Here is a 25,880-nt window from a genome sequence, read left to right on the forward strand (position 1 = left end):
TATCGCGTGGTTCGCGTTGTGTTATGCAGTTTAACCGCACTTTCAAGTGCGGTTATTTTTTAACGGGGGATTTATGCAACCACCAAAAAACGCACCGTTGATCGCCTTGGTCGCCGGTGAAATTTCCGGTGATATTCTGGGCGCGGGATTGATTAAAGAATTGCGCCGGATTTATCCCGACGCCCGCTTTATCGGCATTGCCGGCCCGCAAATGTTGGCGCAAGGGGCGGAGAGCTACTTCGAAATGGACGAATTATCAGTGATGGGCTTGGTTGAAGTGTTGAAGCATTTGCCGCGCTTGCTGAAAATCCGTAACACCTTAATTCAAAACCTGTTGGCTGAAAAACCGGATATTTTTATCGGTATCGATGCGCCGGATTTCAATCTCGGTGTGGAGAAAGTATTAAAACAGAACGGGATTAAAACCATTCATTACGTCAGTCCGTCGGTGTGGGCATGGCGGCAAAAACGGATTTTTAAAATTGCCGCCGCCACCGATTTGGTGCTGGCTTTTTTACCGTTTGAAAAAGCCTTTTATGACCGTTTTAACGTGCCGTGCCGTTTTATCGGGCACACGATGGCAGATGCGATTCCGCTTGAAGTCGACCGCAGGCAGGCGTGTACCCGACTGCAACTGGATCCGCAGCAGCGTTATGTGGCGATTCTGCCCGGCAGCCGCGGCTCGGAGCTGGAATTTCTCAGCGAACCGTTTTTGCAGACCGCACTTTTGCTGAAACAACGCTTTCCCGATCTGAAATTTTTAGTGCCGCTGATCAACGCCAAACGCCGGCAACAATTTGAACGGGCGAAACAGCGTATCGCACCGCAATTGCCAATGCACTTGCTCGACGGGGAAGCCCGTGCGGCGATGATGGCAGCAGACGCCACTCTCTTGGCTTCCGGCACGGCGGCGCTGGAATGTATGTTGTGCAAATCACCGATGGTGGTGGGTTATCGCATGAAGCCGCTGACCTATTGGTTGGCGCAGCGCTTGGTCAAAAGCAAATATGTCTCGCTGCCGAATTTGCTGGCTGATGAAATGCTGGTGCCGGAATTGATTCAGGACGAGTGCAATCCGCAACAGCTGGCGGACGCTCTATCACGCTATCTCAGTCCTGATGAGCGCGCACAAAACCGCACTTTGGCGTTGAAGCGGTGCTTTGTCGAGCTGCATAACATGATCCGCTGCAATGCCGATCAACAGGCGGCGCAAGCCGTTGTCGAGGTATTAAATGGACAGCTTTGAATATCCGCAAGCGGTTGGTTTGATCGCCGGTGTTGATGAAGTCGGACGCGGCCCGTTAATCGGCGCGGTAGTCACCGCCGCCGTGATTTTAGATCCGAATAAACCGATTGTCGGCTTAGCCGATTCAAAAAAATTATCTGAAAAAAAACGCCTATTATTGGCGGAAGAGATCCAAGCCAACGCCTTAGCATGGGCGCTAGGCAGAGCGGAGCCGGAAGAAATTGATCAACTCAATATTCTGCAAGCCAGCCTGCTCGCCATGCAAAGAGCGGTTGCCGCACTCCGCATTCAACCGCACTTTGTGTTGGTGGACGGCAATAAACTGCCGAAATTGCCGATGCCGGCGCAGGCAGTGGTCAAAGGTGATAGCTTAGTCGCAGAAATCAGCGCTGCGTCGATTTTGGCAAAAGTTGCACGCGATCAAGAAATGACGGAGTTGGATCGGCAATATCCGCACTACGGTCTGGCGCAGCACAAAGGCTATCCGACCGCACTTCACCTGCAAAAACTGCAACAATACGGCGTATTGCCGCAGCACCGCAGAAGTTTTTCGCCGGTGAGGAAATTGTTGGAACAGGCTTAAACAGAGTGCGAAAGCAAAGAAAAAAGGTATCCGCAGATACCTTTTATTGTTTATCGGCTTGATAACCCAATTATTGGCGATAGTTTTCCAAAAAACGGGCAAATCGTGTCAAGGCGTCTTCAATTTGATGGACATACGGCAGGGTGACGATTCGGAAGTGATCCGGTTGCTGCCAGTTGAAGCCGCGTCCGTGCACCAGCAACACTTTTTCCCGGGTCAGTAAATCGAATATCATTTTTTCATCATCATAGATATTGTATTTTTTGGTATCGATTTTCGGGAACATATAGAGCGCCCCCATTGGTTTAACGCAGCTGACCCCCGGAATCTGGTTGAGCAGCTCATGCGCCCGATTGCGCTGTTCCAACAAACGTCCGCCGGGCAGAATGTATTCGTTAATGCTTTGATAGCCGCCAAGTGCGGTTTGAATTGCATTTTGCATCGGCACGTTGGCACATAAGCGCATGGAAGCCAGCATATCCAAACCCTCGATGTAGCCTTGCGCCGCTTGTTTCGGGCCGTGCAGCATCATCCAACCTTGACGGAAACCGGCGATCCGGTAGGCTTTTGACAAGCCGTTAAAAGTCACGGTCAGCAGATCCGGCGCCACTTCCGCCATATGATGGTGTACTGCGCCGTCGTATAAAATTTTGTCATAAATTTCATCGGCAAAAATAATCAGCTTGTTTTGCCGCGCCACTTCGGCGATTTCCAGCAACAGTTCGCGGCTGTAGACCGCGCCGGTCGGGTTGTTCGGGTTGATAATGACAATGCCTTTGGTGCGGCTGGTGATTTTGCTTTTAATGTCGGCGATATCCGGAAACCAGTTGGCTTCTTCGTCACACAAATAATGCACCGCCGTGCCGCCGGAAAGGGTAACCGCCGCAGTCCACAACGGATAATCCGGCATCGGCACCAGAATTTCGTCACCGTCATTCAGTAGCGCCTGCATCGACATGGTGATTAACTCGGACACGCCGTTGCCGATATACACATCATTCACCGACGGATTGCGCAGTCCTTTTGACTGATAATATTGCACAATCGCTTTGCGCGCGGAATACAAGCCTTTGGAATCGCAATAGCCTTGTGCGGTCGGCAGGTTGCGGATCACATCAACCAAAATTTCGTCCGGCGCCTCGAAGCCGAACGGTGCCGGGTTGCCGATATTGAGTTTTAAGATTTTATGTCCTTCTTCTTCCAAACGCAGTGCTTCTTTGTGCACAGGTCCGCGAATGTCGTAGCAGACATGTTCTAATTTGTTGGATTTAGGAAAAATATCCATGCTGAACCTTTGATGTCAATGTGTGATAAGTGAATTTGTTTACTCTACGCTGATTTGCGAAAAATGAAAAGATTTCGGTCAATATTTCTTTTAAAGTGCGGTAGAATGAGTGTTTTCAAGTTTTATACGATGACTTGGTTTCAAGAAATAAAAAAGGTCACTGGATATAATGGACTGTTGGCAACAGCTAAAACAACAATTATTACAACTGCTGCAAAATCATCAGGTTGTCGCGGATCAAGCGATTACGCAATATCAATTTTGTATTGCGTTGCCGCCGGATTGCGGCAATGTACTGGCATGGCTGAAAGGGCAGCCGCACTATCCGCGTTTTTTCTGGCAGGCGCGAGAATCGGAAAGCCAATGTGTCGCCCTCGGTGAGGTGCAGCGGTTTTCACAGCTTGATGCGGCGCAGCAATTTTTAAATCAGCACGCGGATCAACCGCTGCATTTGGTCGGCGGTTTAACCTTTGAAGGCGAGGCGAGTTTTTATTTGCCGCGCTTGTGGCTTGAGCAGTGCGCAGAGCGGTTGAAAGTGACGTTCAGTTTGTCGGCAACGGATCGGCAAAGTGCGGTTTACGCCTTTATTGAGGGGTTGCAAGGCGCGCAAACGCTGAATGCGGTGACTGCAGGTTTATACCCCGGCGAACAAAATTACAGCCAGACACAATGGCAGGATTTGGTGCAGGAGTCGCTGGACTGCATCGCACAAGGGCGGTTTACCAAGGTCGTTCTGGCGCAAAAGAAAACCTTTGCCTTAAGCGAAGCGCTTGATCCGCATGATTTGCTGGCGCAAGCGCGCCGTCAGCAGCCGTGTTGTTACTATTTTTTATGGGCGCAATCGGCGCAATCGGCATTTTTGGGTATCAGCCCGGAGAGACTGTATCGGCGGCAACGGCAAACCCTGTTTACCGAAGCCTTGGCTGGCACGGCGGAATACGGCGGCGATCAACGGCAAAACCAACAGCAGCAGCAATGGCTGTTGCAAGACGGTAAAAATATTCATGAAAACCGACTGGTGGTGGAAGATATCTGTGCCAAACTGTCAAATTTAAGCCAGCATTTGGATATCGGTGAATTGAGCAGCCGCACCTTGCGTTATGTGCAGCATTTGGTGCGGAATATCGGTGCCAAGCTCTATCCCGAGGTCGATGATCAGGCTTGTTTAACCGCCATTCACCCAAGCGCCGCCGTCGGCGGTCTGCCTTATGCCGCCGCATTAAAATTTATTGCTGAACGGCAAAATTTTAAACGGGATTGGTATGCCGGCACTTTGGGAGTGATGTCGTTGGCGAGCAGTGAATTTTGCGTGGCGATTCGTTCCACTTTGTTAAGTAAAGATCCGCAGGAACAGGACAAAATCGCGATTTTCTCCGGTGCGGGTATTGTTGCCGGTTCCGTTCCCTTGCTAGAATGGCAGGAGATTGAAAGAAAAGCGGCGGGAATCCTGTCATTATTTCCAACATCAGGTTGATAGAATTCAGGTTTTCTGGTTAAAAATTGGAGAAAAATCATGTCAGTTTCGGCATCCGTAGCGTTATCTGTTGCAGTAATGAACCGCTGTTGGGCGAGAGTTGTTTTAGAAAGTATAGTACGAAATGGCGTGCGGCATATTTGTATTGCCCCGGGTTCGCGTTCGACGCCGTTGACATTGGAAGCCGTGCGCTTGCAAGACAGCCACCGCGCCGTCTGTCATACCCATTTTGATGAGCGCGGCTTAGGCTTTTTTGCGCTCGGACTGGCAAAAGCCGACAATACGCCGGTGGCGATTATCGTTACTTCCGGTACCGCAGCGGCCAATTTATATCCGGCGATTATCGAAGCCGAGCAAAGCGGACACGATTTAATCGTGCTGACTGCCGATCGCCCGCCGGAGCTGATCGATTGCGGTGCCAATCAAGCGATTCAACAACAGGGCATTTTCGCCGATTATCCTGTCGTCAGCGTCAATTTCCCCCGGCCGAGCGAAGATTATAGCAGCGCATGGCTGCTGAGCCGTATTGATCAGGCCTGTCAGCGACAAAAAGTGCAACACGGCGTGATCCATTTTAATCTGCCGTTTGCCGAACCGCTGTACCAAGCCGATGAAAGTGCGGTGCAGCACGCGGCTTGGTTAGCGGAGTTCAACCGTTGGGCAAGCAAAAAGCAGGTGTGGATTGAGTATGCCGCACAGCAGAGCGAAGTGTTGATCCACGAAAATTGGGATTATTGGCGCACCAAACAAGGCGTGATTGTTGTCGGCAAATTGCCGCCAGAGCAGAGCATGGGCATTTCCGCTTGGGCGGCAACCATGGGCTGGGTGGTGATCACCGACATTCAATCCGGCTTGGAGCCGTCTTTGCCGTATGCCGATATTTGGCTGGCGAATGAAATCGTGCAGCAAAAATTATTACAGGCGGAAATCGTGCTGCAATTCGGCAGCCGGATTATCAGCAAGCGCGTCAATCGCTTCCTCGAGCAGTTTAAAGGTGAATACTGGCTGATCGAAGCCTCGCAGAAAAACCTCGATCCTTATCATCATCAGCACACCCGTTTTAATGTGAAAGTGCATCACTGGCTGCGTGCGCATCCGCCGTTGCGCCAACGTCCGTGGCTGTTGGAGCCGTTGGCGTTGTCGCAATTCTGCGCCGCTTTTATTGAACAGCAGATCGGCGGGCAGCTAAACGAAGCCTCGCTGGCACACCATGTCAGCCGCGTACTGCCGAGCAACGGCTCGCTATTTTTAGGCAACAGCCTGTTTGTGCGTTTGGTCGACGGTTTGTGCAAACTGCCGGAAGGCTATCCGGTTTATACCAATCGCGGCGCCAGCGGCATTGACGGGCTGTTGGCGACCGCCGCCGGTGTTGCCGTAGCGACTAACCAACCGTTAGTGGCGATGCTTGGCGATATTTCCGCTTTATACGATCTTAACTCGCTGGCGCTGTTTAAGCAGGTGCGCCAACCGACGATTCTGTTTGTGATCAACAACAACGGCGGTGCGATTTTTGATCTGTTGCCGGTGGAAGAGAGCGTCAAAGATCAGTTCTACCGCTTGGGACACGGCTTGGATTTCTCCTCGGCGGCGGCGATGTTCGGGCTGAGTTACAGCCGCCCTTATACTTGGGCGGATCTCAATTCGGTGTTGAAACAGGCTTACGGGCGCAAAGAAGCGACGATAATCGAAATTAAAGTCAATCCGAGCGACGGTAGCAAAACCTATAAATCACTGATTGAGCAAATTGCCGGAGCGGTGATCGGTGGTTAACACAAACCATAAGCCTGTGCTGGTTTTTTTACACGGCTTATTGGGCGATAAACAGGATTGGCAAGCGGTGATCGAGCGCCTACCGCACTTTGAGTGTATCGCACTGGATTTGCCGTTGCACGGCGCACAAAAAAGTACAATTGTTGCCGATTTTGCGCAAACTTGTGGCTATTTGGCGCCAAAAATCCAAAGTGCGGTCGGCGATGCGCCTTATTGGTTGGTCGGTTACTCTTTGGGCGGACGGCTCGCCTTGTATTATGCGTTTCAGGCGCAGATCGAACGTGGCAAGCTGCAAGGCGTGATTGTCGAAGGTGCGAATTTAGGGCTGGGTAGCGCTGCGGAAAAACAGGCGCGTTGGCTGAATGATCAGGCTTGGGCGCAGCGTTTTAGCACCGAATCGCCAAGTGCGGTGTTAAGCGCTTGGTATCAGCAAGCGGTGTTTAGCCATTTGAATTCGGCACAACGGCAAGCGTTAGTTGCAAAGCGTGCGCCGAATTGCGGCGAAAATATCGCGCGAATGTTGTTGGCGACCTCGCTGGCGAAACAGCCGGATTTCACGGCAAAAGTGCGGTCCGCCGCGTTGCCGATCCACTTTTTTTGTGGCGAATGCGATCAAAAATTCCGTCGGCAAGCAGAAAATAACCAATTAAATTTGACCTTAATTAAACGGGCGGGGCATAACGCCCACCTTGAAAATCCGACAGAATTTGCCGCTCAGCTTGTGGCATTGTTAAGATAACCGCACTTTTATACGAAAAACCGATCTCTATTGTTATAAAAAATAAAGGAAAAATTATGTTATATCCAAGTGAAGAATTTTTATATGCTCCGGTTGAGTGGCAGGATTGTAGCAACGGCTATAGTGATATTTTGTATCACAAATCCGCCGACGGCATTGCCAAAATCACCATTAATCGTCCTGAAGTGCGCAATGCGTTTCGTCCGCAAACGGTGAAAGAGATGATTAACGCCTTTGCCGATGCGCGTTTCGATGACAAAATCGGTGTAATCGTGCTGACCGGACAAGGCGAAAAGGCGTTTTGCGCCGGCGGTGATCAAAAAGTGCGTGGCGACTACGGCGGTTATAAAGACGAAGCCGGTGTTCATCACTTGAACGTGTTGGACTTCCAGCGTGATATTCGCAGCTGCCCGAAACCGGTGGTGGCGATGGTCGCCGGTTATGCGATCGGCGGCGGTCATGTGTTGCATATGCTGTGCGATTTAACCATTGCGGCGGAAAATGCGGTCTTCGGGCAAACCGGTCCGAAAGTCGGCTCATTCGACGGCGGCTGGGGCGCATCGTACATGGCACGCATCGTCGGGCAGAAAAAAGCGCGCGAAATTTGGTTCTTATGTCGCCAGTACAACGCACAAGAAGCGTTGGATATGGGCTTAGTCAATACCGTTGTGCCGTATGCCGAACTAGAAAAAGAGACCGTGCGCTGGTGTCGCGAAATGCTGCAAAACAGCCCGATTGCGCTGCGCTGCCTGAAAGCCGCGTTAAACGCCGATTGTGACGGACAAGCCGGTTTGCAAGAGCTTGCCGGCAATGCCACCATGCTGTTCTACATGACTGAAGAAGGGCAAGAAGGGCGCAACGCCTTCAACCAAAAACGCGAACCGGACTTCAGTAAATTTAAGCGTAATCCGTAGTTTTTTTAATAATTGCTTAACAAGGTGTATTTATGACAACGCGCAGTTATCAACTTTATCGTTATTCAATTCCGGTGGATTCGCAAGTGGTATTGCGCAACCGGTTTTTAAAACGGCGCGAAGGGCTGCTGGTGCAGGTGAAGTGCGGTGCGCACGAAGGTTGGGGAGAGATTGCGCCGTTGCCGGAATTTAGCCAAGAAACGCTGGTGCAGGCACAAGAGCAGACCGCACTTTGGTTGCGGCAATGGGACGAGGCGCGCAGCCGCAACGAAAAGTTAGCGCTCGACGGGTTGTATCCGTCGGTGGCGTTCGGCTTGAGCTGTGCTTTGGCGGAGATGAAAGGTGAATTGGGCGAAGCGGGTAATTATCAGGCGGCTCCATTGTGTTATGGTGATCCCGACGAATTGTATGAACAGCTGGATCAAATGCCGGGCGAAAAAGTGGCGAAAGTCAAAGTCGGTTTGTATGAAGCCAACCGCGACGGTTTGATCGCCGATATGCTGCTGGAAGCCGTGCCGGATTTAAAATTGCGCCTTGACGCTAACCGTTCTTGGACACCGGCAAAAGCACAGATGTTTGCCAAGTATGTCAAACCGGAACATCGCACACGGATTCAGTTTTTGGAAGAACCGTGCAAAACTCGGGAGGAAAGCCGTCAATTTGCCGCCGAAAGCGGAATTGCAATTGCATGGGACGAATCGGTGCGCGAAGCGGATTTTCAGGTGACAGCCGAACCGCATTTAGCGGCGATTGTCATCAAACCGACACTGGTCGGCTCGTTACAAAAATGCATTGAATTAATTCGACAGGCGCAGGCGCAAGGCATTATGGCGGTGATCAGCTCCTCGATTGAATCCAGTTTTGGTTTAACTCAGTTGGCACGCATCGCGCAACAATATACGCCGAATGTGATTCCCGGTTTGGATACGTTGGATTTGATGGATTTTCAGTTGATCCGCACTTGGCCGGATTCAACCTTGCCGATTATCGGATTTGACAGCGAGCGGTTGGAAAAAATCATCTGATTTAACTATCGGGTAAAATATGGTTATAATGGCGTGATAGTTACTCTTGGAAATTACTTAATGTGTCATGAGAAATCAAAATGAACAAAAAAATTTTGTTATTGAACGGGCCGAATCTGAATATGCTGGGCAAACGCGAACCTCAGCATTACGGCAGTTTGACTTTGGCGGATATTGAGCGGCAACTACAGCAACAAGCGGCAACACTAGGCTTTGAACTGGATTGTTTTCAAAGCAACAGCGAAGAAAAGCTGATTAATAAAATTCACCAAGCGTTTGAGCAAGTGGATTTTATCCTGATTAATCCGGCGGCATTTACCCACACCAGCGTGGCGTTGCGCGATGCATTGTTGGCGGTGAATATTCCGTTTGTCGAAATCCATTTGTCGAATGTGCATGCGCGCGAGCCTTTCCGTCATCACTCGTATTTAAGCGATAAAGCCGTGGGTGTTATTTGCGGTTTAGGTGCGAAAGGCTATCAGTTCGGCTTGGAATTTGCACAGCAATATTTGCGTGATAAAAGTCATAAAAAAGCCTGATTTTCGATAAATTTCAGGCAAAATGCAGATTTTTATCGCCAAAATGCCAGAATTCAGGTAATCTCTGCGTTTAATGTAAATCAATATAATGTTACGGCGCTGTTGCGGAGAAGATCACGTCAACTGTGCGGTAATGTCACTTAAATTTCAATCAGCGGAATCAAAACATGGATATTCGTAAAATCAAAAAATTAATTGAATTGGTAGAAGAGTCGGGCATTATGGAAATTGAGATTTCCGAAGGCGAAGAATCGGTGCGTATCAGTCGTGGTACACCGGCGCCGACTGCCGTTCAATATAGCTTGCCTGCGGCAGCGCCGGCAGCTGCTCCGGTTGCCGCACCGGCAGTGCCTGCGGCGGCGCCGGTTGCAACGGAAGTATCCGGCCATGCGGTACGTTCGCCGATGGTAGGAACGTTCTATCGTAGTCCGAGTCCGGAAGCCTCTCCGTTTGTGGAAGTCGGCAGCACCGTTAAGGTGGGTGATGCGCTTTGTATTGTGGAAGCGATGAAAATGATGAATCGTATCGAAGCGGATAAAGCGGGCGTGGTGAAAGCGATTCTGGTAAATGACGGGGAAGCCGTTGAATTCGACCAATCGTTGATTATTATCGAATAATTTGATTATCAACAAGCAGCTGACCGCACTTTGCCTTCAGCCGCAATCACATCTTAAAGAGTAAACGGATAATCGTATGTTAGAAAAAGTTGTCATTGCCAACCGTGGCGAAATCGCCTTGCGAATCTTACGCGCCTGTAAAGAGTTGGGCATTAAAACCGTTGCGGTGCATTCAACCGCCGATCGTGAATTAAAACATGTTTTATTGGCCGATGAAACCATCTGTATCGGGCCTGCGCCGTCGAGTAAAAGCTATCTGAATATTCCGGCATTGATTGCCGCAGCGGAAGTCAGCGGCGCCGACGCCATTCACCCGGGTTATGGTTTTTTATCGGAAAATGCCGATTTTGCCGAGCAAGTCGAGCGTTCCGGTTTTGTGTTTATCGGTCCGACGGCTGATGTGATTCGCTTGATGGGGGATAAAGTGTCCGCCATCAATGCAATGAAAGCGGCCGGTGTGCCTTGCGTCCCCGGATCTGACGGACCGGTTGGCAGTGATGTGAAGAAGAACAAGGAAATTGCCGAACGTATCGGTTATCCGGTGATTATCAAAGCATCCGGCGGCGGCGGCGGGCGTGGTATGCGTGTGGTGCGTTCTGCCAATGAGTTGGAAGAGTCGATTGCGATGACCAAGTCCGAAGCCAAAGCGGCGTTTAACAATGACGTGGTGTATATGGAAAAATACCTTGAAAATCCGCGCCATGTCGAAATTCAAGTGTTGGCAGATACCCACGGCAATGCAGTGTATTTGGCGGAGCGTGACTGTTCGATGCAGCGCCGTCACCAAAAAGTGGTGGAAGAAGCCCCTGCGCCGGGGATCAGCGAAGAACTGCGCCGCGATATCGGCAGCCGTTGTGCCAAAGCCTGTGTCGAAATCGGTTACCGTGGTGCGGGAACCTTTGAATTTCTGTATGAAAACGGCGAATTCTATTTTATCGAAATGAATACCCGTATTCAGGTTGAGCACCCGGTTACCGAAATGATCACCGGAATTGACTTGGTAAAAGAGCAATTGCGTATCGCTTCCGGCTTGCCGCTTTCTTTCCGCCAAGAGGACGTGAAAGTCAAAGGCCACGCAATTGAATGCCGGATTAATGCGGAAGATCCGCGCAACTTCCTGCCGTCTCCGGGTAAAGTCACCCGCTTGCATACGCCGGGCGGTTTCGGTATCCGTTGGGATTCGCATATCTACGACGGCTACACTGTGCCACCGCACTATGACTCGATGATTGCCAAATTAATCAGCTACGGTGAAAACCGCGCCGAAGCGATCAGCAGAATGCGAAATGCGTTGTCGGAAGTGATTATCGAAGGTCTGAAAACCAATATTCCGTTACATGAATTGATTATGGAAGATCCGAATTTCCAACAAGGTGGCACCAATATTCACTACCTTGAGAAAAAATTGGGTATGCACGATTAATTCGGCGTAAAAATCAGTAATAAAATAATGAAGTGGAATCAAATGATTCCACTTTTTTTCACAGGGTCTTTTTCTGTTTGAGGTGTTCATCATGAAATTGCAGCAAAAGTATCAACAAGCCAGTAAAGAAGCCCGTTGGGCGTTGGGTGTAACTGTTTTGTATGTGATCGGTTGGTGTTTGTGTGCCTATTTGCCAAGTGGTACGCAAGGACCGATTGGTTTTCCGTTATGGTTCGAACTTGCCTGTATTTATTTGCCGGTTTTATTTATCGTGGTTGCCTATTGGGTGATTCGGATCGTGTATCAGGATTTTGATTTGGATAATCATGCGGGCAGCGCGCAACAGGAGAAAAAATAATGAATTTAGGCATTATTTTACCGCTGGTCATTTATCTGGCGTTTGTGTTCGGTGCGGCGCTCTATGCCTATGTTAAACGCAGCAAAGGCGACTTTTTGACCGAATATTATGTCGGCAACCGTTCAATGACCGGCTGGGTGTTGGCGATGACCACCGCCTCGACTTACGCCAGTGCCAGTTCATTTATCGGTGGGCCGGGGGCGGCGTATAAATTCGGTTTGGGTTGGGTGTTGCTGGCGATGATCCAAGTGCCGGCAGTTTGGCTGGCTTTGGGCGCATTAGGCAAAAAATTCGCCCTGCTATCGCGTGAAAGCAACGCATTGACTATTAATGATCTCTTGCTGCACCGCTATAAAAACAAATATTTGGTCTGGATTGCCTGTGTTGCCCTACTGATTGCCTTTTTTGCTGCGATGACGGTGCAATTTATCGGGGGGGCAAGATTGTTGGAAACAACCGTCGGCATTAGTTATACCCAATCATTGTTGATTTTTGCGCTAACGGTCGGTATTTACACCTTTATCGGCGGCTTCCGCGCGGTGGTGCTGACCGATACCATTCAAGGTACGGTAATGATTTTCGGTACGCTGATGTTATTGGGTGGCGTAATTTACGCTGCCGGCGGAGTCGAAAGTGCGGTCGCGGCGTTGGCGGCACAAGATCCGCAGTTGATCAGCCCATACGGTCCGAACGAGATGTTAGACTTTCAGTTTATGGCCTCATTTTGGATTTTGGTCTGTTTCGGCGTTGTCGGCTTGCCGCACACAGCGGTGCGTTGTATGGCATTTAAAGACAGCAAAGCCTTGCACGGCGGTATGTTAATCGGCACGGTGGTGCTGAGTATAATTATGCTGGGCATGCATCTGTCCGGTGCGCTCGGGCGTGCGATTTTGCCGGATTTGACCATTCCGGATCAGGTGATCCCGACCTTAATGCTGCAAGTGTTGCCGCCGATTGTCGCCGGAATTTTTTTGGCGGCGCCGATGTCGGCGATAATGTCGACTATTGATGCGCAGTTGATTCAATCATCGGCGATCTTCGTTAAAGATATTTATCTGGCGGCAAAACCGGAAGCGGCGCAAAACCAACGTAAAATCGGGTTGTTCTCTTCAATGGCAACCTTGATTCTGACCGCACTTTTGGTATTGGCGGCGCTCAATCCGCCGGATATGATTATCTGGCTGAATTTATTTGCCTTCGGCGGCTTGGAAGCGGCGTTTTTATGGGTGATCGTGTTGGGTTTATATTGGGACAAAGCCAATGCCTACGGTGCGATTGCCTCGATGGCGGTCGGCTTGGGCAGCTATGTGTTGCTCACCGTTGCTTCGCTGAAGCTTTTGGGTTTTCATGCCATTGTGCCATCGTTGGTCTTCGGCTTGATTGCCTTCTTAGTCGCCAATAAAATCGGTGAAAAACAGTTTGATAAAAGAGGAACGACAGATGCCTTGGGTGCAAATTAGAATCAACAGCAATGATAAACAAGCGGAAGCCATCGGCGAGGTGCTGGAAAATCTCGGCTCGGTTTCCGTGACCTTTGTCGATAGTCAGGATACACCGGTGTTTGAACCGCTGCCGGGTGAAACCCGCTTGTGGGGCAACACCGATGTGATTGCGCTGTTTGATGCCGAAACCGATATGCAACAAATTGCAGCCGAATTAACCGCACAGCGGATTTTAAACGACAGTGCCAGCCATAAAATCGAACAGATCGAAGACAAAGACTGGGAGCGCGAATGGATGGAGAATTTCCACCCGATGCAATTTGGCACGCGCTTATGGATTTGTCCGAGCTGGCGACCGGTACCGGACGAAAGTGCGGTTAATGTAATGCTCGATCCGGGGCTGGCATTCGGCACCGGAACCCATCCGACGACCGCACTTTGCCTGACTTGGTTGGACGGTTTGGAGCTAAACGGCAAAACCGTGATCGATTTCGGCTGCGGCTCCGGAATTTTGGCGATTGCCGCCCTTAAACTGGGCGCAAAACAGGCGATCGGTATCGACATTGATCCGCAAGCGATTCTCGCCAGCCGTGATAATGCCGAACGCAACGGCGTAGCTGATCGTTTACAATTATTTCTTGCCAAAGATCAACCGCAAGATTTAAAAGCCGACGTGGTGGTTGCGAATATTTTAGCCGGCCCGTTGAAAGAGCTGGCAGAACCGATCATCGCTTTATTAAAACCAAACGCCGATTTGGGGCTGTCCGGTATTCTTGCCAACCAAGCGCAATCGGTTTGCGAGGCCTATCAAGCCCAAGTACGGTTGGATCCGGTGGCGGAACAAGAAGAATGGTGCCGGATTACGGGCGTTAAACCGCTGTAGCTATGGATTGATTTAGACATAGTAGATAGAAATTTTAATTTTTTTCTACTATGTCTTTTTAGCTATATTGAAGACGTTCGGATAATTATTGGATTTCGATTATGCCGTTAAACAATTCTGTCCATTGGCTGTTTTTCCTATAAAAGAGAGGCGGTTTGCCTATTGGTGCCGGGACAGTGATATATTGTCCTCCCTGAACTTCTTGTTTATCCCAAACGTAAACCCAAGTTTCGTTTGCCGGCAAGTATACTTTCCATTCATCTGCATTGGCTTCATGAACAGGAGCGACTAAGAGTTCCGAACCGTAAAGATATTGATCTTGGATATCGTAAGTGTTCAAGTCATTTTCGAAATGTAAAAATAGGGCTCTTTGAACAGGGTATCCTTTAGTGTGCGCTTCGTTTGACAGGTGTTTTAGATATGGTGTCAAATGTTTATATACCTTGACCATTCTAGCAAGATGGGCGATGGTATTTGCATCATGATCAAACTGAAAATTTTCATCAGGGCGATTCCCTTCATGGGTTCTCATCATTGGCGTAAAAGTTGCCATATCAACCCAACGCTCAAAAACCTCTTTCGTTCGACGATTGCCAAAAAGACTGGTGTAGCCTCCTATATCGCTATGGTGATATGCGTTGCCTAATATTCCCGAAGAAAGTGCGCCGCAAATAACAGTATTGAGACCATCATGGCGAGAGAAATCGACACATTGGTCACCGGCCCAAAGCATAGGGCAATATTTTTGCGTGCCAGTGAATCCGGCTCGCATGAAATACATGATTTCTCCACTGAGGCCCCTTTCAGCCACAGCTTCAGCATTAACACTTGCCCAAAGGGGCGGCCAAGCATTATGCATGATAGTTGAATTGATTCCGTTAGCTAAAAGCAAATTATCAGTCGGTAGGTATTCGCCGAAATCGGCCATCCAGCCGGATACGCCTAAATCAAGCATATTCTTTTGAATAATTTCCTGTTTAAACCATTCTCTGGCTGCTTTATTGGTGAAATCTAATACGCCGCAATTAAATTCGCCAAAATCGACTAACGCGACTTCACCCGTATTATCAAGGGCGAATAATGATTTTTCTTTTGCAATCGGAAATAGTTCTCCATCCTCGCATAAGTATGGACTAACATAGGCAAGGAAGCGGATGTTTTGCTCTTTTAGGGATTGAATTCTTTTATCTAAGTTGGGATAGCGTTTTTTACTCCATTTCCAATCCCAAAATAACCTTTTGCCAAAGGAGGTTTCACGTATTCCAGCCCAATCTTCACACCATAATCCGGACACCGAAATCCCATTTTTAACAGCATTCTCTAATCTTGAGAATGTGTTTTCTTCTCCGCCTTTTAAGCCTAAGATTATACCGCTATAAATCCACTCGGGTAATTTAGGTTGTCGGCCAAAGCGTAAACTGAGTTTCTCAACCAAATCCAGAAACGAGGGTGCCGTAAAAAATTCGATGGTTTCCGGAATTTCCCAAATTTGCAATTCATGATAAGCCGGATTTCTGAAATCAAAATCGGCATAAGCACTGCTATTCACATGGCAGGCATAATGCAGGGAAGACACAAAAGTCGGTTGCGGATAATTGGTATTGTAGTAGTCTCCACCTGCTTGGTTATATTTGTCAGATAGAAAAGTCATTTCGGTTGTTTTATCCCTACCGACACCGGGCTCTGAAGTCCATAATGGGAAGTGTCTGCCGCGTAAATTGAAATAGGACATTTGTTCGCCACAACCCCAAACTTTTTCGGATTCAACCACACTTAGGCGAATCCAAAAACGGTTTAAATCGGGGTTTTCACTTTTGCAAGATATTATGGCATTGCCATTATCTGATGGAATAAATATTAACGTTAATAGTGGAGCCGTATTTTGTTGGTATGAGAGTAGGACACGGTCATCACCGACTTGAGAATGCGTTAAAGGTATTCTTTCAACCAATTGATCTTGGATATTAAAATTTCCCCGATAAGTCTCAATCTTCTCATATCCGATACCGACAAAAAATGCAGGATTATTAGGAGTATGATTGAGTAAAACTTGTTCATTGTGGATAATTTGAAATCCATCTTTTATTTGTTTTAATTGCATAATTTGCCTCATTTATCTGATAAGAGACTATCCGGCTAATTAAAGTGGCTTCATGCTGTGAATGATTTATCTTGATGCCATCATTTCATCGACGATTGTGCCTAAATATTGCATTCTAGGCGCAGATATATCTCGCAGCATTAAATTCGTATCAGGTAAGCCTATCGTTGATGCCCAAATTGCACGACCGGCAAGAAAGCCTGAAGCACCAGCTTGCATAGCTATTCTTACGGCACGACAAAATAAATTTTCATTAATTCCCGAAGATAAGATAACCCAAGGAATATTGATGTTATCATTCAACTTTTTAGCTGCTGCTAATAGTACTTGCGAATCGCCTTTACCGAATAGCGGCATTTCCCCTTTGTATAGATCCGAACCCAGATCGCCAAGTTCCTTTGCTGCGTCTAAGATACATTGCTCACGGTCAAATTTATCACCAATTCTAGGCGGTCTTACGACGGGCTCTATAATGCTGAGTAATCCGGCGGAATGACACTTTTGATTAAATGCTTTTACCATTTCAATACGTTGTTGCGCATCTTCATCTTGACGCCAAAGAATAAGAAGTTTTAGCGCTTTGCCGCCATTTTGTTTTACTTCATTGGCATCAATATCAGGATCAATACATACGCTGTCAACAGGTATCCCGTTTCCTGCAATAAATTGATCGCCGGCCACGATGAGTGCCGAATTTTTAGAAAGTGCTTTTTGTTTCACAATTTCTTTATAACAGAATTGATTGTCTACCAGCACGGCTGAAGCATAGGGTGATATGATTTCTGCTGCGCTGACTTTAAAATCAGTCAGGGTTTTATCGCTGACAGGTTGTTTCATACCGGCAGCAGAAAACATATTTCTCATTGCTTCACGCTGATCCACAGCTAACATTGCGAAACCGCCAGAGGGTCTGGCAATATCTTTGAGGGTATAAATAGTCGTCATTTTAAAGTCTCCTGCGTTATGACATCATGGGTTGTTATTTTTTAAACCGGAATTACTGCGGGTCTGTTCTAATATGGCCGTCCAATCCAGTTGTCCTTTTCCAACCGCTCTGGCTTGGCTATAAATTTCTCTAGCGGCAGCTCCCATAGATAGGGGGACATGTAGCTGGTTGGCAACATCTAGGGCGATGCTTAAATCTTTGTGTGCAAGGTCGATCATGAAAGCCGGGGTTAAATCATTTTTTAATACTTTGTTCACCCAGGTTGTTGTGAAATGACTTTTAATTGCAGGGGTTCCTTTCATGACTTCTATCGCAATATCCAAAGGAAGCTCCAAGGCTTCGCAAAGTGCGGCCGCTTCTGCGGATAGTGCGTTGAGCGAGATACTCATAAAATTATTAATTAATTTAACTCGGATTCCTCTTCCGGGACCGCCGGCATCCACTATCTCTGACCCCATACAGAGCAATATCGGCGATGTACGGTTAATTTGTGTTTTAGTTCCTCCGGCTAAGATTAGCAAGGTTCCTGTAATGGCATTATCCGAAGTCCTTCCAACCGGAGCATCCATGAATTCAACGTTGTGTTTTTCTAATCGGTTACGTAAGTTGTCGCTTTCTAAAGGATGGATTGTTGACATATCAATTATCAGGCTGCCTTTACCAATAGAATGGATTACGCCGTCTTGTCCAAAAATTACCTCTTCAACCAGCTTTCCGTTAGGTAGCATTGTAATGATGAATTCACATCCTTTTGCTGCTTCTTTGGGGGAGGTTGAACTTTTTGAGCCGAGAGACTGAACTTCGGACATCGTGATTTTATTGACATCGTAAACGGTTAACGCATGTCCTTTTTTAATTAGGTTAGAAGCCATTGGCTTACCCATTTGGCCAAGACCAATAAACGCAATGCTAGACATTTGAACTCCTTTTGTGTTCGAATATTTTCGTTTGTTATCATATTTGTAATTTTTGATTAAGTAAAGTGACATGGATCACTTTTTTTAAAATTATAATTCGATACAATTCGCAACAACCTATTTTTATTTATTGGGGAAAATAATGGTAAAACTGGCGTGCGTTGGAATAGCGGTACAAGATAGAATTTATTACTTAGATAAAATGCCTCACTCCGGAGGAGGGAAGTTTGTTGCGCATAACTACAAAGAAGTCGGCGGTGGACCAGCGGCGACTGCTGCTGTAACTATTGCGAAACTCGGAGCGGAAGTTGATTTTATTGGTCGCTTAGGAGATGACAACATAGGTAGTGCAATTATTTCAGAATTAAATAGCTATCAGGTCGATACTAGTAAAATTAAAGTGTATGAAGCTGCCAAGTCATCTCAATCGGCTATTTTTGTTGATAATAATGGCGAAAGAGTGATTGTTAATTATCCAAGTCCTGATCTTTTAAATTGTACGGATTGGTTGGAAGAAATTGATTTTACTCAATATGATTTGGTTCTATGTGATGTCAGATGGCATGAAGGTGCAGAATATTGCTTACGAAAAGCGAAAAACTTAGGAATATCGACAGTGCTTGATGCTGATATAACTCCGCAGAGTATAGTATCTTTAGTCAAATTAGCAGAGCATGCAGTATTTTCTGCACCCGGTCTAGAAAAAATGACAAATGAAAAAGATATGAACTGTGCTTTGACAATGGCAAAGAAAATTTGTGCAGGTACAGTATATGTGACGAAAGGTAGTGAGGGATGTGATTGGATTAAAGACAATTCACAAACTAGCTTTAAAGGATTCAAGGTAGAAGTCGTCGATACGACGGGAGCCGGGGATGTCTTTCATGGTGCGTTTGCTTTTGCAATTGCTAATAATTATTCTATAGATAAAGCAATTATATTTGCCAATGCGGTAGCTGCATTAAAATGTACTGCTGAAGGAGGACGTGATGGTATTCCTGATTTGCAGCAAGTTGAAAAATTTATGCTGCGTATGAATAGATAGGCTATAATTAAAGCATGATTTAAATGCTATAAACTAAGGAAATATTTTGAACCATACTGCAATAACTGGAAATCCAAGACATGATAAGCTAATTTCTTTGGTGATGGATAATGGTTATATTAGTAATGAAGAGTTAGCTAATATTCTAAATGTTACGACTCAAACTATCCGTAGAGATATCAGACTATTAAGCCAAATGAAATTAATCTCTCGCCATCATGGAGGCGCGGGACGAGTATCGAGCATTAATAATACTGATTTTTCTATCCGAGAGACATCTCATATAAAAGAAAAAGAGACAATAGCTAAAAAGATAGCTGAATATATTCCGGATGGCTCTACACTATTTATTACCATCGGTACAACAGTGGAATTTATAGCAAAAGCATTAGAAATTCGGAAAAATTTGAGAATCATTACAAACAGCCTACGTGTAGCTAATTTATTATATCAAAATGAAAATTTTGAAGTGATCACGGTAGGTGGTGTGCTTCGAGCGCATAACAGCGGAATAATCGGTCCGAATGTTATATCTTCAATCAATAGTTTTCGGGCGGATTACTTGATCACAAGTTTAGGAGCCGTTGCTGAAGATGGAACGCTTTTAGATTTTGATATTAATGAAGTTGCTGTTGTTAAATCAATGCTGGAAAACTCAAAAAAACTTATTTTAGCCTTAGATAGTTCGAAATTTCATACTTCGGCTGCTGTTGAGGTCGGGCATTTGAAACAAGTGGATTTACTTTTTACAGATAAAAAACCACCTATGCATATTATGGAGCTGCTAAAAATAAATAAAGTAGAACTATTTTTAACGAATAAGTAGATTGGTTTTCCCTGTACTGAGTTTGTCTTAAATTCTAAATTTAGCCCCATACTTTTGATGGGGTTCGCTTGACTCTATTTAAAACACTTTTTTCCATTAAAAATTTTCGTTTTCTTTCTTATAAAAAAATCTTCTTCATCTGCCAAACTTATTAAATATATTTTATATCAATAAGATATGTCTTTTTACAAGGTGAATGCATCATTCTTTATCAATAAATCTTACTCTCTTTATCCTAAAAAGTTTGACTTCTCTCACAAAATTTGTTTTTTTGTGTTGTTTTTATTTTCGTTTTTGTCATTATTTATTCATATTTAGTCAGTCTTGATAGTTTTTATTTTAACGAAGGGAATATATAGGATGAAATGGATCAATACTAGAGCGCATAACTCTTGGTTGGAAACCGAGGTCGATCGAATTTTTGAATTCGGAAGAAGAGCGGTTGTACCAACTGGCTTCGGCTGGCTGGGGAATACCGGGAATATTAGAGAAGAAATGGGAACTCAACTGTGGATTACCGCAAGAATGTTACATGTTTACTCTTTAGCCGCTCTTATGGGAAGGCCGGGGGCATATGATCTCGTCGAACACGGAATTAGTGCTTTGGAAGGTTCTTTGAAAGATAAAAATTATGGTGGTTGGTATGCAACCGTTAATGATTCAGGTGTCGTAGATCCTTCTAAACAAGGTTATCAACATTGTTTTGTACTTTTGGGCGCTGCAAGTGCGGTACTGACAGGGCATCCTAGGGCAAGAAATTTGTTGAACGAAGCAATTGAGATTATAGAGAAATATTTCTGGAATGAAGAAGAGCAGATGTGCCTTGAATCATGGGATGAGCAGTTTACTAAAACCGAAGAATACCGCGGTGGTAATGCAAATATGCACGCAGTGGAAGCATTTCTGATTGTATATGATGTCACTAAAGAGAAAAAGTGGTTGGATAGGGCGCTGCATATTACATCGGTAATTATCCATCATTTTGCTAAGAATAATAACTATCGTGTTAATGAACACTTTGATCCAAATTGGCAACCTATCGTTGATTATAACAAGGAGCAGCCAGCCAGTCATTTCCGCGCTTATGGCGGTACGCCCGGTCATTGGATTGAATGGGGGCGCTTGATTTTGCATCTTCGTGCGACGCTAATTTCTATTGATGCAGAAGCTCCGGAGTGGTTACTTGACGATGCCAAAAATTTATTTGCAGCCGGTATTCGAGATGCGTGGTTTGTGGATGGTGCTCCTGGCTTTGTTTACTCCGTTGATTGGGATGGTAAACCGGTCGTTAGAGAGAGAATTCGTTGGGTTATTGTTGAAGCTATTGGCACTGCCTATGCATTATATACGGTCACCAATGATAGCCGATATGAAGAATATTACCAACGTTTCTGGGATTATTGCCGGACATATTTGATGGATTACGAAGAATGTTCTTGGTGGCAAGAGTTAGATGCGAATAACCAAATATCAAGCAAGGTATGGGATGGAAAACAGGATATTTATCATCTTATGCACTGCTTGATTATTCCAAGATTACCTTTAACACCCGGTTTAGCGCCAGCTTTAGCACAAGGGTTGCTTGATTGTTATGTGAATTAGTGCCTTACCTTAATCATTAGCTATTGCTGTGATTTTATGCTTTAAATTTAGAGAGGTTCATAATGATTTTGAAAAATATCGAATTGTTCCTATTAAAAATTAATAATCCGATTGCAAGAGTTGGAAAGTGGAGTGCAGGGTTATTATTAATCATCATGATGATAATTGTTCTTTTGCAGGTAGTCTTCAGATATGTTTTGAATAATCCTATTAGTTGGAGTGATGAATTGTCATGTTATTTAATGATATATATGACTTATTTATGTATGCCTTTCATTTATCTAAAGGATAAAAATATTGCGATGACGTTCTTGTTGGAAAAAACGCAATCTAGTAGGTTTTTCCATATGTTGATGGTTATTATCCATATTTTTGCGTTAGTCACTATTTTGATTTGGGTCTATTTTGGATGGAGCTTCTTTTTAAAAGGGAATGTTATGGCTAATAGTTTGCCTTTTAAAATGTATTATATTTATATTGCACCACCATTATTGTTTGCAATTACCTTGTTATCCGTTGTTCAAAAAATTATCAGTGAACTCAATAATTTTATTAATTTTGAAATGATTGATAAGAGTAAAGGAGTGTAGAATATGGTTTCCCCGATTTTTGTCATTTATTTTCTTATTCTTTTATTAATTGGCGTTCCTGTTTTATTTGCATTAGGATTATCTCCGGCGATAGCGTTATTCCAAGATGATAAAGTGTTATTTATTAATATGCTTTATCAAAGGCTGTATTCGGGGCTGGATAGCTTTTTATTACTAGCTTTACCGTTTTTCATGCTTGCCGGCGAATTTATGGTGAGCGGAGGTATAACGACACGTATTATTACCTTTTCTCAAACTATGGTGCGTCATATGCGTGGTGGCTTAGGTCATGTTGTCATCCTGGCATCTACGCTTTTTGGTGCTTTAACCGGATCTGCAGTCGCGGCGACATCGGCTATTGGGAATATGCTGATACCTGAGATGGTGCGTTATAAATATGATCGAACCTATGCAGCCGCACTTACGGCAGCGGCGACGGTACTTGGCACAATTATTCCACCGAGTGGAATAATGCTCATATATGCCTTTGTAATGAATACTTCCGTAGCAGCAATGTTTATGGGAGGAGTTGTACCCGGAATTATTCTTTGTATCGGTTTAATGATCGTTAATCGATTTCAGATGAAAAAGTATCCTCAAGTTGAACAATTTACTCGAGCAACAAGAACAGAGCGTATTGCAGGTTTCAAATTGGCCATTCTTCCTTTATTTACACCAATAATTATATTGGGAGGAATTTATGGTGGAATTTTTACACCAACAGAAGCTGCTGCTGTTGCAGTATTCTATGCGTTGATATTATCCGTATGGATCATGAAAAACTTGAAATTACGTGAAGTTTTTCCAATGTGTGCTCGTGTAGGCGTAAATGCCGCAGCAATATTGATTATTGTTGCTGCCGCCAGTGGATTCGCTTCGGCAATCAGTTTATCAGGCGTTGCGCGGGAAATTACTACATTCTTATACTCCATAACGGATAATAAATATATTCTTATTTTTATTATAAATGTTTTTTTATTTATTGTTGGAATGTTCCTTGATGCTGGTCCGGCAATATTAATCTTTGCTCCTATCTTAGCACCAATCATGACTAATGTAGGGATTGATCCTGTTCATTTTGGGGTTGTCATGGTGGCGAATTTGTCAATAGGTCTGGCAACACCGCCAATGGGATTGGTTCTTTTCGTGGCATCGGGTGTTTCCGGCGTACCGTTGCAGAAGATATCAAAAGCCATCTTACCTTTTTTATTCGTTGAATTTTTAATTATATTCTTAATTTCATTTTTTCCTGTACTCGTTATAGGGTTACCAGAGATGTTAAATCTAATGTAGTTATTTTAGATTGAGTTTATATATAAAAGGAGATTTTTATGAGCTTTAAGAAAAGTATAGCATTATCTTTATATGCCTTATCATTTTCGGCAGCAATTCAAGCGGCAGAATATAAAATTACTGTTCCAATTGTTACCAACCCGGATAGTTACAATTATCAATCGTTATTAGTCTTTAAAAATATAGCCGAGTCTTATTCTAATGGTGAAATTATCGTAGATATTTATCCAAGTGGACAATTATGTGGAAATGCAAAAGAGTGTCTGGCAGGTGTACAGTCTGGCATGTTTGATTATTTCCAAACCACTGTGCCTGAATTGGCTTACTATTGGAGGCCAATGGAAGGTTTTGACTTGCCGTACATATTACCTAACGATAGAGTTGCTGAATGTGTTTATGATGATAAAGATTTTATGCGTGATGTTAGAGAAAACGTATTAAAACAAACCAATAATAGCTTGAGATTGATGATAGTGTCTAATTCGGGCGGTTGGAGAAATATTGCAACAACGAAGAAAGTTATTCATAGTCCGGAAGATGTAAAAGGGTTGAAATTAAGAACAGTTCCGGCTGCGATTCAACAAAAACTGGTGACCGCACTTGGTGGTTCGCCAACTCCAATTGCATGGCCTGAAGTTTATACCGCTCTTTCAACAGGCATGGTTGACGGAACAAAAAATGGTATTGTGGATATTGTTCAAATGAAATTTCATGAGAGCTTAAAAAATATTATTTTAGATGGTCATGCCTATATGGGGGGCGCATGGATTATGAATAATGACAAGTTTAAATCCATGCCGGATAATTTGAAAAAAGTTATTCTCGATGCCGTTTCGGCACAAAATCAATATTTACGTGCTTATCCGAAATGGAAAGAATATGAGGCATATGAAGAGTTTAAGAAATCGGGCGGTAAAATTTATAATCCTAGCGTCCAAGAAAAAGATGCATTTAAGGCGATGTCCGTTTCTGTAATTGATAACTATATTAAAGAGAGTGATGACGAGAGTAAAAAGTGGTTAACAAGATTTGAAAGTGTAGTGAAGTCTTGTGAAACTAAAATTTATGAAGAGGATAATGCTGCGTTGCAATAATACGTCTAATTAAAAAGAGGGCTATATTGAAATTTTTATCAATATTTTCCTCTTTTTATTAAGTTTTATTCGTTAAAAGTTTGTTGGTGAGTGTAGGTTGATATATGAAGCTTCAAGTCAATGATTTTGGCAAAATAGATGGTGAAGATGTTGTTTTAATTACATTAAGCAATCAAAATGATATGAGTATTAGTGTTACAAATTATGGTTGTATTGTGACGGCGATAAACGTAAAGGATAAATACCATAAAATTGATAATGTTGTTTTACATTATGATACTCTTGAGAAATATCATCTTGGCCATCCTTTTTTTGGTGCGGTAGTCGGTAGGTTTGCAAATCGTATTAAAAATGGTGAGTTTATAATAAACGGAATAAAGTATAAGTTGGATACAAATGAAATAGACACTTTGCAGCATATCCATGGAGGGATTAAAGGTTTTGATAAGTATGTTTGGGGATATGTTATTGAAGAGCAAGAACAATCCATAATGGTTCATTTTCACCGTATATCTGTTAATGGTGAATCAGGTTATCCCGGAAATCTAGATGTAGTCCATACTATAGGGTTAGATGAAGATAATCAAGTCCATTTTTATTTTAGAGCAACAACTGATCAACCAACAATTTTAAATTTAACAAACCATAGTTATTATAATTTATCAGGAGTAGGTAAAGGGGATATCTTAAGTCATAACTTAAAAATATACAGTGATTTTTATCTTCCTGTGGATAACCAATCTATTCCTACAGGTGAAATTTTAAGTGTAGATAAAACAGGGTTTGATTTTAGAAAAATAAAGGTGATTGGGGATAATATGCAAAAATTTGCAGATAAGAGTATTGATAATACATTTATCTTACGAGGTGAATTGGAATATAGCCGATTTAAGAAAGGAATTGAACTGCATGATCCTAAAAGCGGACGTTGGATGACTATGATTACAACACAGCCTGGTGTTCAAGTATATAATGCGTCTAAACTATCAAATAAAATATGGATTGGCCCAAATAATCTGCGTTATGAATCTTTTATGGGGATCTGCTTTGAGGCGCAGCATTTTCCGGATAGCCCTAATCATGCACATTTTCCATCAACTCAGTTAAATCCCGGGGAAGTTTATGATGAAAGAACGATTCATAAGTTCGGTAATTAACTTACTATAAA

Annotated in this window: 24 protein-coding genes; 20 read left to right on the forward strand and 4 right to left on the reverse strand. The window is 44.5% G+C overall.

Going from position 1 to position 25,880, the window contains the following annotated elements; genetic code table 11:
• The first annotated feature begins 73 nt into the window (after positions 1-73).
• On the forward strand, positions 74-1,246 hold the full coding sequence (lpxB, locus tag B8880_RS00075; RefSeq protein ID WP_084255106.1) for a lipid-A-disaccharide synthase: 1,173 nt from the start codon (positions 74-76) through the stop codon (positions 1,244-1,246).
• Positions 1,233-1,829, forward strand: coding sequence for a ribonuclease HII (gene rnhB / locus B8880_RS00080; RefSeq protein ID WP_084255108.1), 597 nt, complete (start codon positions 1,233-1,235; stop codon positions 1,827-1,829). Before lpxB ends, rnhB begins: the two co-directional genes overlap by 14 nt.
• A gap of 70 nt (positions 1,830-1,899) precedes the next feature.
• Here rnhB and B8880_RS00085 read toward each other — a convergent pair whose 3' ends face one another.
• Complete coding sequence (locus B8880_RS00085) at positions 1,900-3,114, reverse strand: pyridoxal phosphate-dependent aminotransferase (RefSeq protein WP_084255110.1); 1,215 nt, start codon at positions 3,112-3,114, stop codon at positions 1,900-1,902.
• Positions 3,115-3,283: 169 nt separating this feature from the next.
• Here B8880_RS00085 and B8880_RS00090 point away from each other — a divergent pair, with 169 nt between their 5' ends.
• The 11 genes from B8880_RS00090 (at position 3,284) to prmA (ending at position 14,298) form a co-directional block, all read left to right on the forward strand.
• Entirely contained in the window at positions 3,284-4,588 is a 1,305-nt protein-coding gene (locus tag B8880_RS00090) for an isochorismate synthase (protein WP_084255112.1), read from the forward strand.
• A 39-nt stretch (positions 4,589-4,627) separates the two neighbouring features.
• Positions 4,628-6,358, forward strand: coding sequence for a 2-succinyl-5-enolpyruvyl-6-hydroxy-3-cyclohexene-1-carboxylic-acid synthase (gene menD / locus B8880_RS00095; protein WP_084255113.1), 1,731 nt, complete (start codon positions 4,628-4,630; stop codon positions 6,356-6,358).
• Positions 6,351-7,097: a 2-succinyl-6-hydroxy-2,4-cyclohexadiene-1-carboxylate synthase gene (gene menH / locus B8880_RS00100; protein WP_084255116.1), complete on the forward strand. Its 747-nt coding sequence runs from the start codon at positions 6,351-6,353 to the stop codon at positions 7,095-7,097. Before menD ends, menH begins: the two co-directional genes overlap by 8 nt.
• A 56-nt stretch (positions 7,098-7,153) precedes the next feature.
• Entirely contained in the window at positions 7,154-8,011 is an 858-nt protein-coding gene (gene menB / locus B8880_RS00105) for a 1,4-dihydroxy-2-naphthoyl-CoA synthase (protein ID WP_084255118.1), read from the forward strand.
• A gap of 32 nt (positions 8,012-8,043) precedes the next feature.
• Positions 8,044-9,036: an o-succinylbenzoate synthase gene (gene menC, locus B8880_RS00110; RefSeq protein WP_084255120.1), complete on the forward strand. Its 993-nt coding sequence runs from the start codon at positions 8,044-8,046 to the stop codon at positions 9,034-9,036.
• An 80-nt stretch (positions 9,037-9,116) separates the two neighbouring features.
• Positions 9,117-9,575, forward strand: a complete 459-nt coding sequence (aroQ, locus tag B8880_RS00115) for a type II 3-dehydroquinate dehydratase (protein WP_084255122.1) — start codon at positions 9,117-9,119, stop codon at positions 9,573-9,575.
• A 167-nt stretch (positions 9,576-9,742) separates the two neighbouring features.
• Positions 9,743-10,192: an acetyl-CoA carboxylase biotin carboxyl carrier protein gene (accB, locus tag B8880_RS00120; protein ID WP_084255124.1), complete on the forward strand. Its 450-nt coding sequence runs from the start codon at positions 9,743-9,745 to the stop codon at positions 10,190-10,192.
• Between the two features lie 76 nt (positions 10,193-10,268).
• Complete coding sequence (gene accC, locus B8880_RS00125) at positions 10,269-11,615, forward strand: acetyl-CoA carboxylase biotin carboxylase subunit (RefSeq protein ID WP_084255126.1); 1,347 nt, start codon at positions 10,269-10,271, stop codon at positions 11,613-11,615.
• A 91-nt stretch (positions 11,616-11,706) separates the two neighbouring features.
• Positions 11,707-11,973, forward strand: a complete 267-nt coding sequence (locus B8880_RS00130; protein ID WP_084255128.1) for a YhdT family protein — start codon at positions 11,707-11,709, stop codon at positions 11,971-11,973.
• Positions 11,973-13,433: a sodium/pantothenate symporter gene (panF, locus tag B8880_RS00135; protein WP_084255130.1), complete on the forward strand. Its 1,461-nt coding sequence runs from the start codon at positions 11,973-11,975 to the stop codon at positions 13,431-13,433. Before B8880_RS00130 ends, panF begins: the two co-directional genes overlap by 1 nt.
• Entirely contained in the window at positions 13,414-14,298 is an 885-nt protein-coding gene (prmA, locus tag B8880_RS00140; RefSeq protein WP_084255132.1) for a 50S ribosomal protein L11 methyltransferase, read from the forward strand. Before panF ends, prmA begins: the two co-directional genes overlap by 20 nt.
• A gap of 85 nt (positions 14,299-14,383) precedes the next feature.
• On the opposite strand, the gene B8880_RS00145 is transcribed toward prmA, so the two are convergent.
• From B8880_RS00145 to yihU, 3 genes are all read right to left on the reverse strand, one after another.
• The gene (locus B8880_RS00145) at positions 14,384-16,399 is read right to left on the reverse strand and encodes an alpha-glucosidase (RefSeq protein WP_084255134.1); all 2,016 of its coding nucleotides are present in this window, start codon (positions 16,397-16,399) and stop codon (positions 14,384-14,386) included.
• A gap of 66 nt (positions 16,400-16,465) precedes the next feature.
• Complete coding sequence (locus tag B8880_RS00150; RefSeq protein ID WP_084255135.1) at positions 16,466-17,344, reverse strand: aldolase; 879 nt, start codon at positions 17,342-17,344, stop codon at positions 16,466-16,468.
• Between the two features lie 24 nt (positions 17,345-17,368).
• Complete coding sequence (gene yihU, locus B8880_RS00155; protein ID WP_084255136.1) at positions 17,369-18,262, reverse strand: sulfolactaldehyde 3-reductase; 894 nt, start codon at positions 18,260-18,262, stop codon at positions 17,369-17,371.
• A gap of 142 nt (positions 18,263-18,404) precedes the next feature.
• Here yihU and B8880_RS00160 point away from each other — a divergent pair, with 142 nt between their 5' ends.
• The 7 genes from B8880_RS00160 to B8880_RS00190 all read left to right on the forward strand — a co-directional run bounded on the left by B8880_RS00160 (position 18,405) and on the right by B8880_RS00190 (position 25,869).
• The gene (locus tag B8880_RS00160) at positions 18,405-19,307 is read left to right on the forward strand and encodes a sugar kinase (RefSeq protein ID WP_084255138.1); all 903 of its coding nucleotides are present in this window, start codon (positions 18,405-18,407) and stop codon (positions 19,305-19,307) included.
• Between the two features lie 46 nt (positions 19,308-19,353).
• Entirely contained in the window at positions 19,354-20,133 is a 780-nt protein-coding gene (locus tag B8880_RS00165) for a DeoR/GlpR family DNA-binding transcription regulator (RefSeq protein WP_084255140.1), read from the forward strand.
• Positions 20,134-20,493: 360 nt separating this feature from the next.
• Positions 20,494-21,735 carry an AGE family epimerase/isomerase gene (locus B8880_RS00170; protein ID WP_084255142.1) on the forward strand — a complete coding sequence of 414 codons (1,242 nt, stop codon included), beginning with the start codon at positions 20,494-20,496 and terminating at the stop codon, positions 21,733-21,735.
• Positions 21,736-21,797: 62 nt separating this feature from the next.
• Entirely contained in the window at positions 21,798-22,325 is a 528-nt protein-coding gene (locus B8880_RS00175) for a TRAP transporter small permease (RefSeq protein ID WP_208610865.1), read from the forward strand.
• 3 nt (positions 22,326-22,328) lie between these two features.
• Entirely contained in the window at positions 22,329-23,618 is a 1,290-nt protein-coding gene (locus tag B8880_RS00180) for a TRAP transporter large permease (RefSeq protein WP_084255144.1), read from the forward strand.
• A 38-nt stretch (positions 23,619-23,656) separates the two neighbouring features.
• Complete coding sequence (locus B8880_RS00185) at positions 23,657-24,712, forward strand: TRAP transporter substrate-binding protein (RefSeq protein ID WP_084255146.1); 1,056 nt, start codon at positions 23,657-23,659, stop codon at positions 24,710-24,712.
• A 104-nt stretch (positions 24,713-24,816) separates the two neighbouring features.
• On the forward strand, positions 24,817-25,869 hold the full coding sequence (locus B8880_RS00190) for an aldose epimerase family protein (protein ID WP_084255148.1): 1,053 nt from the start codon (positions 24,817-24,819) through the stop codon (positions 25,867-25,869).
• The last annotated feature ends 11 nt before the right edge of the window (positions 25,870-25,880 follow it).

It is taken from the genome of Pasteurella testudinis DSM 23072, assembly GCF_900176075.1.
GTDB lineage: Bacteria > Pseudomonadota > Gammaproteobacteria > Enterobacterales > Pasteurellaceae > Chelonobacter > Chelonobacter testudinis.